General features: G+C 62.1%; 8 protein-coding genes. 1 reads left to right on the top strand and 7 read right to left on the bottom strand.

Features of this window, described 5'->3' with window-relative positions:
* Nucleotides 1-2,466, top strand: a complete 2,466-nt coding sequence (locus tag M1D89_RS10995) for an ABC transporter permease (RefSeq protein WP_498650481.1) — start codon at nt 1-3, stop codon at nt 2,464-2,466.
* A 113-nt stretch (nt 2,467-2,579) separates the two neighbouring features.
* Here M1D89_RS10995 and metG read toward each other — a convergent pair whose 3' ends face one another.
* The 7 genes from metG to M1D89_RS10960 all read right to left on the bottom strand — a co-directional run bounded on the left by metG (nt 2,580) and on the right by M1D89_RS10960 (nt 13,343).
* Nucleotides 2,580-4,139: a methionine--tRNA ligase gene (gene metG, locus M1D89_RS10990; protein WP_498650479.1), complete on the bottom strand. Its 1,560-nt coding sequence runs from the start codon at nt 4,137-4,139 to the stop codon at nt 2,580-2,582.
* A 34-nt stretch (nt 4,140-4,173) separates the two neighbouring features.
* On the bottom strand, nt 4,174-4,929 hold the full coding sequence (locus M1D89_RS10985) for an ABC transporter ATP-binding protein (RefSeq protein ID WP_498650477.1): 756 nt from the start codon (nt 4,927-4,929) through the stop codon (nt 4,174-4,176).
* On the bottom strand, nt 4,926-7,736 hold the full coding sequence (locus tag M1D89_RS10980) for an FtsX-like permease family protein (protein WP_498650475.1): 2,811 nt from the start codon (nt 7,734-7,736) through the stop codon (nt 4,926-4,928). The genes M1D89_RS10985 and M1D89_RS10980 overlap by 4 nt, the downstream gene beginning before the upstream one ends.
* A 209-nt stretch (nt 7,737-7,945) precedes the next feature.
* The gene (gene serA / locus M1D89_RS10975; RefSeq protein WP_017199597.1) at nt 7,946-9,541 is read right to left on the bottom strand and encodes a phosphoglycerate dehydrogenase; all 1,596 of its coding nucleotides are present in this window, start codon (nt 9,539-9,541) and stop codon (nt 7,946-7,948) included.
* Between the two features lie 289 nt (nt 9,542-9,830).
* Nucleotides 9,831-10,856, bottom strand: a complete 1,026-nt coding sequence (gene ilvC / locus M1D89_RS10970) for a ketol-acid reductoisomerase (RefSeq protein ID WP_498650473.1) — start codon at nt 10,854-10,856, stop codon at nt 9,831-9,833.
* Nucleotides 10,857-10,923: 67 nt separating this feature from the next.
* The gene (gene ilvN / locus M1D89_RS10965) at nt 10,924-11,436 is read right to left on the bottom strand and encodes an acetolactate synthase small subunit (protein ID WP_011775174.1); all 513 of its coding nucleotides are present in this window, start codon (nt 11,434-11,436) and stop codon (nt 10,924-10,926) included.
* 2 nt (nt 11,437-11,438) lie between these two features.
* Nucleotides 11,439-13,343, bottom strand: a complete 1,905-nt coding sequence (locus M1D89_RS10960; protein ID WP_498650470.1) for an acetolactate synthase large subunit — start codon at nt 13,341-13,343, stop codon at nt 11,439-11,441.
* Nucleotides 13,344-13,604: the final 261 nt, after the last annotated feature.

Raw genomic sequence — 13,604 nt, 5'->3', positions numbered from 1 at the left:
ATGTTGCGTGTTGCCCTTTCCCAATTGACCACCCATTTCCGGCGTTTCGTGGCCATCGGGCTTGCAGTCATGTTGTCTGTCATGTTCCTTTCGGCCACGCTCATGGTGGGCGCGAGCACCAATGCGTCACTGGGCGCGAGCATAGGCGAGGCGTACCGCAACGCCGATGTTGTGGCTACTTCCAAGAACGGGGAGCCGTTCACGCAGGAAGCAGTGGACGCGGCGGTTTCCTCACCCGCAGTGCAGGACAGCTATGCCGAGCGCTCCACCTACGTAACGTTCGAGGCTGGCGGGGGTGAACAATACGGCCGGCTGCGCAATGCGGCGCCGGCTTCCCTGGAGGGTGCAGTGCTGTCCTCCGGGTCCATGCCATCGGGCGCCTCGGAAGCCGTCATTGACGTCAAGACGGCGGATCATCTGGGCCTCACAGTCGGCAGCACTTTGGAGCTGCGGGGTGCAGGACCCGTCAAGACTGCAAAGGTAACCATTACGGGCCTGACCAAGGCCACCAACGATCCCTTCTCGTCATCGGCTGCCCAGTTGGTGGGCTCTGAGTCAGTGTTGAACGCGGTCCAGGACGCTGGCGCCGGGTACTCGGGCCTACAGTTCGCACTGAAGCCCGGCGAAGACGTCACCGCCGCCAAGGAGTACATTGCACACCGTATGGAAGCAGCAGGTGCCGTTGCGCCCGTTCTGGAAACGGCGCAGGAGAAGGTCACCTCCACAGTGGCCATGCTCAGTGCAGGCCAGGACCAGTTGACCGTCGTGCTGCTCGCCTTCGCAGGAGTGGCCATCCTCGTTTCCACTCTGGTGGTGGCCAATACGTTCTCAGTGCTGGTGGCTCAAAGGACCAGGGAGTTGGCCTTGCTCCGTTGCCTGGGCGCCGGTCGGGCACAGATCCGTGGGTCGGTCATGCTGGAGGCCGTTGTAGCTGGTTTCATCTCGTCCGTTTTGGGTGTCCTTGCTGCCACAGGCCTGATGACCGGCTTGATCGCCTGGGCTAAGTCCCAGCCCGAGCAGGCGTTCGCGACGTTGGCGGTGCCGCCGTCGGCCATCATTGCCGGCCTGGTGGCAGGAACGCTTCTGACCGTCGTCGCTGCGCTGGTACCCGCGAAGGCGGCCACCGCCGTCGCGCCACTCGCCGCCCTCCGCCCGGCAGACGACGCCTCCGTAAGCAACCGCCGTGGCAGGATTCGCCTTGTCCTGGGCTTGGTGGCCCTGCTGGGCGGAACAGCCTTGTTAGTGTACGGCAGCATGACTGTTTCGTTGTTGGTGGCGCTGCTCGGTGGTGCTGTTTCGTTTGTGGGCATCCTGCTGTGTTCCACCCTGTTCATCCCCTCCGTGGTGGCCCTGGCCGGCCGTCTGGCCGCGCCGGCCGGCGTGCCTGGCAAGCTTGCCGCCGTCAATGCGACGAGAAACCCTGCCCGTACCTCCGCTACTGCCGCCGCGCTGCTGATCGGCGTCACTTTGGTTTCCCTCATGATGACCGGGGCGGCTACCTCCAGGCACGCTTTCAACGACACCTTGGCGGAAAACTACCCGGTGGACCTGTCCGCCCAGACCGCGGTGGACGCCGGTGATCCCACCCAGGCTGTATCCCGGATCAAAGCGCTCGACGGCGTCAGTGCTGCAGTGCTGCTGCAGCCGTTGGGAACCCTGAACAACGAGGCATGGCCGGACGGCGGCATGACCATCTACGGTCTCTCCGCCGCCGACGCTGCATCCGTGGTGCGGGATAACCACCTGAAGCCGTCCGCGGGCACGGTGTACCTGCCTGAGGACTCCCCCGAAGGACCGGCAAGCATCACGACGGCGACCGGCACGGTTTCGCTCGATGCCAAAGTCCTGCGTACCCGCCACGTGCCTGCCTTCGTGGAAAGCTCCAGCGTGTCCGCAGGTACTTTGCCGGAAACGCCCGGCATGGTGTGGGTGAAACTGGATGATTCCGTGTCTGCGGACCGGGTTCAGGCCATCCAAAAGGAGATCGCCGCAGAGTTGGGCGTGCATGAGCGCACTGTCAGCGGTGCCGCGATTGAGCGGGTGACCTTCAACAGCATCATCGATGTCCTGTTGCTGGTAGTCACAGGGCTCCTTGGTGTCGCGGTGGTCATCGCGTTGATCGGTGTTGCCAACACATTGTCGCTTTCGGTCCTGGAACGGACGCGCGAGAACTCGCTGCTCCGTGCCTTGGGGCTGACCAGGGGCCAACTCCGCGGCATGCTGGCCATCGAGGCCGTGCTCGTCGCGGGTGTGGCTGCGATCATGGGGGCGGGTTTGGGCATCGTTTATGGCTGGCTCGGCGCGCAGGCAAGCCTGGGAGGTGTAGCCACTGTTGTTCCGGCCGTGCCGTGGTTCCAGCTGGCGGCTGTCTTTGGGGTCGCCGTGGTGGCCGGACTCCTGGCTTCGGTGGTCCCTGCCCGCCGCGCGGCACGCTTGTCACCGGTGGAGGGACTGGCCACAGCCTAGACTCCCTCCCACCTCATCGCCCTGTAACAAGAAACGCTCTCTCACTCCCCCGGACGGGACCGGAAGGAAGTGAGAGAGCGTTTCGTGTTTATGACTGTTATGTGAAAGAGGGTCTAGGCCTCGGCGGGTTCTTCGTAGCGCGGGAAGACTGGCGTCGGGGCGGGCAATTCCGTGCCGGCAACAATCGGGGTGGCGACGGCGGCGAACTGACGCGACTCGCCTTCAGGCTGCCCGAGCACCTCAAGGAGCTTCGCGGCCGACGACGGCATGACCGGCTGGGCGAGGATCGCCACGATGCGGACAACCTCCAAGGTGACGTACAAGACCGTGTTCATGCGTTCCGGATCGGTTTTGCGCAGCACCCACGGAGCCTGCTCCGCGAAGTAGGCGTTGGTATCGCCGAGGACAGTCCAGATCGCCTCGAGTGCCCTGCTGAATTCCTGCTTGTCGAAGGCGGCACGGGCAGTGCCCAACAGTTCGCCCGCCTGAGCCAGCAAGGCGCTGTCCTCAGGTGTCAACGCGCCTGGAACGGGAACCTTGCCTTCGCAGTTTTTGGCGACCATGGACAGCGAACGCTGGGCGAGGTTGCCGAAGTTGTTGGCCAGGTCCGAGTTCATGCGGCCCACGATGGCTTCGTGGTTGTAGTTGCCATCCGCTCCGAAGGGAACTTCACGGAGGAAGAAGTAGCGGCACTGGTCCAGGCCGTACTGCGCCACGAAATCCTGGGGTGCCACCACGTTCCCCAAGGACTTGGACATCTTCACACCGTTGTTGGTGAGGAAGCCATGAATCATGACGCGCTTGGGCAGTTCCAGTCCGGCGCTCATGAGGAACGCGGGCCAGTAGATGGCGTGGAAGCGTGAGATGTCCTTGCCGATGACGTGGACATCGGCCGGCCAGAACTTCTTAAAGGATTCCGACTCGATGTCCGGGTAGCCAACGCCGGTCAGGTAGTTGGTGAGCGCGTCCACCCAGACGTACATGACGTGCTTCTCGTCACCCGGGACGGGAACGCCCCAGTCGAAGGTGGTACGGCTGATGGACAGATCCTCCAGGCCACGCCTCACGAAGCTGATGACCTCATTGAAGCGGGATTGCGGCGCGCCGAATTCAGGCTGTTCCTCATACAGGGCAAGGAGTTTGTCCTGGTAGTTGGAGAGCCGGAAGAAGTAGCTTTCCTCGGCAGTCCAGGTGACAAGGGTGTCCGTCTCCTTGGAGTAGCGGAGCCCATCTTCCTTCACCACGGTGTCGTCCTCGACGTAGTACGCCTCGTCGCGGACGGAGTACCAGCCCTCGTACTTGGACAGGTAGATATCACCGTTGGCTTCCATCTTCTTCCAGATGGCCTGGGAAGCTGCGTAGTGGTCCTTATCCGTGGTGCGGATGAAGCGGTCGTGGGAGATCCCCAAGTCCTGGCTCATCTGCTTGAAGGCTGCCGAATTGCGGTCAGCGAGCTGCTTGGCAGTAATGCCTTCCTTCTCGGCTGACTGCTGCATCTTGAGTCCGTGCTCGTCCGTTCCGGTCATGAAGAATACCTCATGGCCGTCAAGGCGCTTGAATCGCGCCATGGCATCAGTCGCGATGACCTCGTAGGCGTGGCCGATGTGCGGCACGCCATTGGGGTAGCTGATTGCGGTGGTGATGTAGAACGGGGATTTCTCTGGAGACGTCACTCTAAGAAGTTACCTTTTTTTGGGATGAAATAGCTTAGTTAAGTTCGGTCAGCGTATCGCTGAGCCGGACCAACTCATGGTCGTGGGAAGCAACCAGGACGGCAATGCCATCGCTGGTGGTGTCCTTGAGAATGCCGATAATGCGGTTGGCCGCTGCACGGTCAAGGCTGGCCGTGGGCTCGTCCACCACCAGAACGCGGGTGCCCAAAATCAGGGCACGGGCGATAGCGACACGCTGGCGTTCACCTCCGGAGAGCTGCGCGGGACGGTGGCGCATACGGCGTCCGAGGCCCACCAGGTCCAGGAGGTCCTTCGCCATCTCCGTACGCTGTTCCACTTCGCCGTCGGGTACGGCGGGGAGCAGGACGTTCTCCAAGGCACTCATTCCGTCGATCAAGGCGCCGCCCTGGTCCACGTAACCAATCAGGGCCCGTCGGCGGTCCGCGATCTCGTCGTCGCCCATGGTGTCCAACGGCTGGCCTTCCCAGAAGACCTTGCCCGACGTCGGAAGCGTAAGTCCCGCGCTCACCGTCAGGATGCTGGTCTTACCGGAACCGCTTCGTCCGGCGATGCAGTGCATCTCACCAGCGTGAAGGGTGAGGTTGAAGTCGTCCACGACGTCGACTTCCTCGGCACCGCCCTTGTCGCCGCCGTAGTGGATGGTGACCCGACTCAGTTCCAAGGGAGTCGCGTGATCCGTGGCCCTCACGATGGTGTTGGCACGGGTCTGCAGCGACTCGTCCGCGGATTCCGGGGTGGCCTTCAGCTCGGGGTTGAGGTTGTCAGTCATTTGACTACTTTCGTTGCAATCGGAATCCAGCAAATTACGGCCAGCAGACCGGCCAGCCCGGCCCAAAGAGCCGCGTAGGGAGCCAGGAGCAATCCCAGCCCCAGGGCACCAAGGACACCCAAGGGAAGTGCCACTGTGCCCACAAGTGCATTTTCGAAGAAGCGGACTTGGCCAAGCATGTCCGGGTTCCAGCCCATGGCACGCAACGTACCGAGGTACTCCCGTTTGGCGTGGAGCTCGAAGCGACCGGTGACCAGGGTAAGGAGGAGGCCAACCACCACACCGAATACAGCGAGGATGACGCTCGGCAACGCGATGCTGGCAGCGGCCAGACCACTCAGGGCGCTGGCACCGGCTGCTCGGGGAATGTCGATCAGGAGTGCGATCAGGGCACCCACTGCGGCACCGAACACACCCACTGCCACAGCCAGGGAGATCGAGTTGAAGCGGTTGGTGGTGAGCTGCCTGTTGGCGAACGTCAGGGGCGAGTCAACGGTCACCAGGCGTTCGTCATGCTGCGGTTCCTGATCAATCACCACGCGGTGGCGCAACTGCTGGGCGGCGAGCAATGCAGCAGCGCTGTAGATGACCAGCATCGTGACCGAGACGATCACGGTGGCAATGTTCCAGCTCAGCAAGCTGAGGATGAGTCCCGCTGCTGCGAGGGCGGCAGCTCCCACAGCGAATTCTTCCAGGACCCAGGAGCGGATCCGTTTCTGGGTCCACCCCATGGCGCGGAGGATTCCGGCTTCGCTTCGGCGTTGTCGAATGTAGCTGACTGTGGAAGCACCTGTCAGGAGCGTTGCACCCAGCAGTGTCAGGAAGAGAAGGGTGATGTTGGTTCCGGTAAGGGAACCTGAGACGGCATCGGCTGCGTCCTGTCGCACCCACGACTGCTGGACGGTGCCCAGGGGCGATTCCTTGCCGGCGTCGTCCTTGCTGTAGCCGGGGACAAAAATATTGGCATCTTCACGGGCGGAACCCGCCACGACGGTAGCCTCAAGGCCGAGCTCGCGGATCTGGGTGGCCAACTTCTCCACCTCGGGCTGTGCCGTCTTCCAGTTTCCGGTGGCTGACGCCTTGACACGGATAGCGTCTATGACGTCCGCATTGGTGTCGTAACCACGCGCAGCTGCCAGTCCGTAGTAATCGGTGATGGCGCCGGCGGACTGGCTGACCAAGCCTGTAGCACTCAGCGATGGCTTCAGTTCCGTGCCCTCAACCTCTTTGCCCTCAGCGTCCTTGGTGAGAGTCATCGGCGTGGGGTCGTAGCCGCCCAAGGGCAGCTTGTTGACGTCCCCGGCAGCAGACTTCACTGCGGCAGGGTCGAAGGTGCCGTACACCATGGGCAGCGGCGTGGCCGGCTTCTTGCCTGTTTCCAGGTCTTCCCGGTAGGAGCGTTCCTCAACCGGCTTACGCTGGGTCTGATCCACGGGCGCCCCGAAGGACGACTTCTCCGGCAGACGGTTCACCGTTACCCAGTCCCCCGGTGTGGCGCTCTTATCCGATGCGCCGTTGGAGGCTTCGTCGCCGTCCTTGTACTGAGGTGCTGCGGCAAATGCCGTGCTCCACGTGGCCGGGTTGTACAAACCCTGGCTGAAGGAGGCCGTGCTGCCCAGCAATTTGCTGTGATCGGTTGATCCGGGCCATTCGAGGGCGAACGGGGACTTGGACACGAACGGAAGGTAGTCCTTGTCCAGGGAACGCGTTACAGTGCCCACCTCATTGACCACCTTGCCGCTTGCGTCAAGTTCCTCGATCTTCACCGAGTACTGCAGGTCAAGGGATGTGCCTGAACGGACAATCAGCGGAATGGCTTGGGAGTCCTCCGTCAGCAGGCCGTCGCGCTTGGCCTGTTGGTACTGTGTCATCAGCGGCGCCCAGTGCTTGAGCTTGACGCCCAGGAAATCGGGGCCTTCTTCCAGCTGGTCCATGCTGAGGCCGGTGGTGAAAAGACTCTCGAAGTGTCGTCCAATGGCGCCCGCGTCACGGGCATCCGCCGGAGGAGCCTTCTCCAAGGGTGCCAGGAAGTCTCCTGCCGAGCCCAGCAGCGCCCGCTCAGCGGCAGGGTCGACGGCGACGACGGACTCTGTCACCTCAGGCGCCAGGGGAAGCGCCACGGAGAGATTGAAAAGATTGTGCTCCGAGCCCAGGGCGGGAGCGGGGAACTTAACACCTGTCTCGCCCTCAGGGCCGGCGATCCGGACATTGGTGCCGCCAGCAGTCTGTTCCTGGATCAGGCGACCCTTGCCCAAGGTGCCTTCAGCGCTGGTTTTGAAAAGGGTTTTCTCGTTAGCTCCGTCCGAGCTCGTGGCCGAGGCGGTGAGGCGGTACTTCTTGGGGGAATCAGGCAGTACTGATTCCGCTGCAGGCCACTTGTTCGAATCCATGGCGGACGGATCCCCCGCCGTCACTGCGCCGGCAAGGCCCGCGTTATAGCCCAGGTAGTCCATGGCGTTGAGGCGCGGAGCCTCAAGGTTCTGCGATACGCGCGAAACCAGGCTGATAGGTGCGGCCACGGCCGTTTGACCCATGGTCCGGATCTTCTCCAGCTGCTCAAAGCTGATGCCGCCTTGGCCGTTGGCGATTTCCGGCTGAATCAATGCACCGCCGTCGCCATCTTGTGATTGGTCAGGCTTTGCCTGGACCAGGATGTCGTAGAGTCCCCGCGAGTTCTCGTCCACTGTCCTGTTCAGAGCCGCCTGCGACTGGCTCTGGACGAGGACGGACAAGCACATGGCGACGATCAAAATGGCCGCGGTCAGCAGCAGCACACGGCTTCTGATGAACCTTTGGACGGCGTTCATTGGGCTCCCTGAGACCTTGATTGCGGGCGCGCACACACGCACCGTGATTCCTCAAAAGACACAGAGGAAGACCGGGCGGTATGTGCAAAAAGTTGTGGCCGGCCTGCTGCCGGGTCCGAATCCCGGACCCAGCCATTGTAAGCAGACCGGCCACTCCTGCGTGCCATGGTGTGTCGCCGGCACGCGAACCTAGCTGATGAAGATCAGTGCTAGTCCTCCAGGTCCACTTCGCGAACCATCTCTGCGCCGATACCGGCCTTGATGGCTTCCAGCACCTGCTGCGGAACCGAGCTGTCGATGGTCAGGAGCGCGAGAACCTGGCCGCCTTCGGTCTGGCGCGCAACCTGCATCCCGCCGATGTTGATGTTGTTCATGCCCAAGATGTGTCCGATGGTGCCAATGACACCCGGACGGTCGGCGTAGGCCACAACAACCAGGTGCTCGCTGATGGGGATTTCGACGTCGTATCCGTTGACGCCTACGAGCTTCTCCACCTGCTTGGGACCCGTGAGGGTACCGGCAACAGAGATCTGCGAACCATCGCTGAGGGCACCACGGATGGTCAGGACGTTGCGGTAGTCCTCGGCGTCGGGGGTGGTGATCAGCCGGGTGTTGATGCCGCGCTGTTCCGCGATCACCGGAGCATTCACGTAGGAGACCTGCTCGGTGACCACATCAGCGAAGACGCCCTTCAGCGCAGCCAGTTCAAGTACCTTGACGTCCAGCGCGGCAATTTCGCCGGCCACCTCTACGTCGATCTGGGTCAGGGACGCGTGGGTAAGCGCCGTGAAGATCCGGCCCAGCTTTTCGATCAGCGGGATACCCGGGCGAACATCCGGAGCGATGACGCCTCCGGCAACGTTCACGGCATCGGGCACCAGTTCGCCTGCAAGGGCAAGGCGAACCGACTTGGCCACTGACACGCCGGCCTTCTCCTGCGCCTCATCCGTGGACGCGCCGAGGTGCGGAGTGACAACGACGTTGTCGAGCTCGAAGAACGGCAGGTCGGTGCTGGGTTCCTTGACGAAGACGTCCACGCCGGCGCCCGCGATCTGGCCTTCCTTCAGAGCGGTGTACAGCGCTTCTTCGTCCACGAGGCCACCACGTGCCACGTTGATGACGTACGCCGATTCCTTCATCTTCCGGAAGGCGTCCGCGCCCAGCATGCCTACCGTCTCCGGCGTCTTGGGCATGTGGATGGTGATGAAGTCGGCGTTTTCCAGAAGTTCGTCAAGGGTGACAAGCTTGACGCCCAACTGGGCTGCGCGAGCAGCCGTAATGTAGGGGTCATAGGCGAGGATTTCGGTTTCGAAGCCCTGGAGGCGTGCTGCCACCAAGGCACCGATACGTCCAAGGCCGATGATTCCGATCTTCTTCTCGAAGAGTTCGATGCCGGTGTACTTTGAGCGCTTCCACTCGCCGTTCTTCAAAGCAGAGCTGGCCTGCGGAATGTGGCGGGCGAGGCTCAGGATGTGGCCTACGGTGAGCTCTGCGGCAGAAACGATGTTGGACGTCGGGGCGTTGACCACCATGACGCCTGCTTGCGTTGCGGACTTGATGTCAACGTTGTCCAGCCCCACGCCGGCACGGGCGATGACCTTGAGGTTCTTGGCCGCAGCGATGGCCTCGGCATCCACCTGGGTGGCCGAACGCACCAGGATGGCGTCGACGTCGGCAATGGCGGACAGCAGCTGGGAACGGTCGGCGCCGTCGGTCTGTCGGATTTCAAAGTCCGGGCCCAATGCCTCGACTGTGGCGGGCGAAAGTTCCTCGGCGAGGAGGACGACGGGTTTGCTGACTGACACGGGGTGGCACCTTACTTTGGACAACTTTGGACAGAACTGGACAAGGAGCGGATGCGTGGCCCGGGGCACGGCGCCGGGACCAGCCCAGAATATCGAATCCGGGCGGGGTTTCCGGTGCCGGGGAGGGATGTTACGGCCGGACCGGTACCCGTTGTGAAGAAGTTCACAGCCCATGAGGCTGGGCAATTCACTGGAGAAATGGTGTTGGCGGAGAAACGACGACGCCCGCCCGGCTATGTTGTCCGGACGGGCGTCGTAGTGCACCGGCCGTTAGGCCAGCACCAAAGGATCAGCGCGCTGCGGAACCTTCAACGTAGTCAGCGTCCTGCTGCTGCCAGGAGAACAGGGAACGCAGTTCGCGGCCGACCTCTTCGATCGGGTGCTGCTCTGCCTTGGCACGCAGTTCCTTGAACTCGGTGCCACCGTTGTCCTGATCGTCGATGAAGCGCTTGGCGAAAGCACCGCTCTGGATGTCGGCGAGGACAGCCTTCATGTTTTCCTTCACCTCGGGGGTGATGACGCGCGGGCCGGAGACGTAGTCGCCGTACTCTGCGGTGTCGGAAACGCTCCAGCGCTGCTTGGCAATGCCGCCTTCCCACATGAGGTCAACGATGAGCTTGAGCTCGTGGAGAACCTCGAAGTAGGCGATCTGCGGCTGGTAGCCGGCTTCGGTCAGGGTTTCGAAGCCGTACTGAACGAGCTGGGAAACGCCGCCGCAGAGAACGGACTGCTCACCGAAGAGGTCGGTCTCGGTCTCTTCGGTGAAGGTGGTCTTGATGACGCCGGCGCGGGTTCCGCCGATTGCCTTGGCGTAGGACTTCGCCAGGTCCCAAGCGGAACCGGTTGCGTCCTGCTCAACAGCGATGATGTCCGGGATACCGCGGCCGGCTTCGAATTCGCGGCGCACAGTGTGGCCCGGAGCCTTCGGGGCGATCAGGATAACGTCAACGCCGGCCGGAGCTTCGATGTAGCCGAAACGGATGTTGAAGCCGTGAGCGAAGGCAAGTGCCTTGCCCTCGGTCAGTTTGTCCTTGATGGAGTCGTTGTAGATGGAGCGCTGGTGCTGGTCCGGTGCCAGGATCATGATGACGTCTGCCCATTCGGCGGCGTCCGCAACGTTCTTGACAGTGAAGCCTGCGTCCTGTGCCTTGGCGGCCGACTTGGAGCCGTCCTTCAGCGCGATAACAACCTCGACGCCGGAATCGCGCAGGTTCAGTGCGTGGGCGTGGCCCTGGGAGCCGTAGCCAACGATGGCTACCTTGCGGCCCTGGATGATCGACAGGTCTGCGTCGTCGTCGTAGAACATTTCAGTCACTTGCGTAACTCCTCTTGAGTGGTTTTCGTAGATATTGATAGTGGTGCTGCGGTACTGGACGCAACGCTCACGCGGAACGGAGCGCCCTGTCACTCATGGAGCGGGATCCCCGTCCAACGGCCAAGGTGCCGGACTGCACGATTTCACGGATGCCGAACGGCTCGAGCACTGAAAGCAGCGCAGCGAGTTTCTCGGGGGTACCGGTTGCCTCAATCACCAACGAGTCTGTGGACACGTCGACGACGGCGGCACGGAACAGGTCTGCAGCCTGGGTAACCTGCAGACGTGTCGCGGCATCCGCACGTACTTTGACCAGGATGTGGTCACGTTGTACGGAAGATTCGGAAGTCAGCTCAACAATCTTGATGACGTTGACCAACTTGTTGAGCTGCTTGGTGACCTGCTCGATGAGGTCGCCGTCGGCGTCGACGACAACCGTCATGCGGGACATGCCTGGAACCTCGGTGGGTCCCACAGCCAGGGAATTGATGTTGAACGCACGCCGGGCGAAGAGGCTGGCCACGCGAGTGAGCACGCCGGGCTTGTCTTCTACCAGAACGGACAGTGTGTGACGGCTCATGCCTAGTCCTCCTCTTCCCATTCCGGGGTCATGTTGCGGGCAACCTGAATCTGGTCGTTGCTGACGCCCGAAGGCACCATGGGCCACACCATCGAGTTCGGGCTGACGACGAAGTCGATGACCACGGGACGGTCATTGATTTCGAGTGCCTTCTGGATGGTGGCATCAATGTCTTCGTCGCGCTCACAACGCAGTGCGGCACAACCGTAGGCATCGGCCAGTTTCACGAAGTCCGGAATCCGGATGGTGTCGTGGCCTGTATTCAGATCCGTGTTCGAGTAGCGACCCTCGTAGAACAGCGTCTGCCATTGGCGGACCATGCCCAGCGAGGAGTTGTTGATGATGGCGACCTTAATCGGGATGTTGTTGATGGCGCAGGTGGCCAGCTCCTGATTGGTCATTTGGAAGCAGCCGTCACCGTCGATGGCCCAGACCACACGGTCCGGTTCACCGACCTTGGCGCCCATGGCTGCCGGAACCGAGTATCCCATGGTTCCTGCGCCGCCTGAGTTCAGCCAGGCGTGAGGCCGTTCGTACTTGATGAACTGGGCGGCCCACATCTGGTGCTGGCCAACGCCGGCTACGTAGATGCCTTCAGGACCCGTGAGCTCACCGATGCGCTTGATCACGCGCTGCGGGGCGGTGAGCCCGTCCTCGGGCTCGGTCCATCCCAGCGGGTACGTGTCGCGAAGGTTGCCCAGGAAGGCCCACCATGAGTCCAGGTCCGGGGTTCCGCTCAGTTCGAACTGCGTCTTCACGGCCTCGGTGAGTTCGGGAATGATTTCCTTAACCGAGCCAACAATCGGGACATCGGCTGTGCGGTTCTTGGAGATTTCCGCGGGGTCGATGTCAGCGTGGATGACCTTGGCAAACGGGGCAAAGGTCTTCAGCACGCCGGTGACACGGTCATCAAACCTGGCACCGAGGGTGATCAGCAGGTCGGCCTGCTGAAGCGCAGTTACGGCGGAGACAGAACCATGCATGCCCGGCATGCCAACGTGTTGCGGATGCGAATCAGGGAATGCACCTCGCGCCATCAGGGTGGTGACCACGGGAGCGCCGGTAGCCAGCGCGAGCTCCATGAGCTCTGCGGAGGCGTGGGCCTTGACCACACCGCCGCCTACATAGAGGACCGGCTTGCTGGCGGCAGCGATCAGCTTGGCCGCTTCGCGGACCTGCTTGTTGTGGCCGCGCACTACGGGGCGGTAGCCCGGCAAATCCACCTTCGGCGGCCAGGAGAAGGTCATCTGGCCAACCTGGGCGTCCTTGGCGATATCCACCAGAACGGGGCCTGGGCGGCCAGTGGACGCGAGGTGGAAAGCCTCAGCCATGACATGCGGAATGTCATTAGGGTCAGTCACCAGGAACGAGTGCTTGGTAATGGGCATCGTGATACCCACGATGTCCGCTTCCTGGAAGGCATCGGTGCCGATGACTCCGCTGGAAACCTGGCCGGTGATGGCCACCATTGGCACGGAATCCATGTGGGCGTCCATGATGGCGGTAACGAGGTTGGTGGCACCGGGTCCCGAGGTGGCGATGCAAACGCCAACCCGTCCGGTAACCATGGCGTAGCCTTGCGCGGCGTGGCCGGCTCCCTGTTCGTGACGGACCAGGATGTGATTCATGCTGGAGGCCATCAAGGGGTCGTAGGTGGGCAGGATCGCGCCACCGGGCAAACCGAAAATATCGTCCACGCCGAGTTCTTCGAGCGAACGGACAATTGCTTGCGAGCCGGACATCACCGTTGGGGGTACAACGGTGTTCGGCCCAAGTACAGGAGAGAGAGGTGCAGCAGCGTCGACGACGACGGCCTCAGCCGTACGGTCGACCTTTTCCGGAGCTTTGTGGGCTCCAGCGGACTTTGCAGCCATCAGCGAGGGGCTGATCGGCGATCCTTTGCTCATCGGACTCTTCCTTAGTGGATCTTCAATAGGTGGGTCTTGCTTCGGGGAATAAAAAAACCCCTCAGCCTTCCGGCTCTTCGAGGGGTTTGCGCGTGACGGTTCGTTACCAGTCGGGCTAAGCCACGCGCTTGGTAAGGACGACGATGCCGACGGTAACGAATGTGATCATGCGTTCAGTGTTCCCTCAAAGTGAGATACGTGTCAATTGACCACTATCGTATCTCACTATTTGGACAGCTATGTCCGCCTGCCGGACTCCGG

The organism is Arthrobacter sp. D3-18 (assembly GCF_054408525.1).
This window is presented reverse-complemented; position numbering and strand designations above follow the sequence as displayed.

Coding starts and splice junctions, on each gene's coding strand:
- M1D89_RS10995 (WP_498650481.1), top strand. CDS start 1: ATGTTGCGTGTTGCCCTTTCCCAATTGACCACCCATTTCCGGCGTTTC.
- M1D89_RS10985 (WP_498650477.1), bottom strand. CDS start 4,929: ATGACTGACAACCTCAACCCCGAGCTGAAGGCCACCCCGGAATCCGCG.
- M1D89_RS10980 (WP_498650475.1), bottom strand. CDS start 7,736: ATGAACGCCGTCCAAAGGTTCATCAGAAGCCGTGTGCTGCTGCTGACC.
- ilvN (WP_011775174.1), bottom strand. CDS start 11,436: ATGAGCCGTCACACACTGTCCGTTCTGGTAGAAGACAAGCCCGGCGTG.
- M1D89_RS10960 (WP_498650470.1), bottom strand. CDS start 13,343: ATGAGCAAAGGATCGCCGATCAGCCCCTCGCTGATGGCTGCAAAGTCC.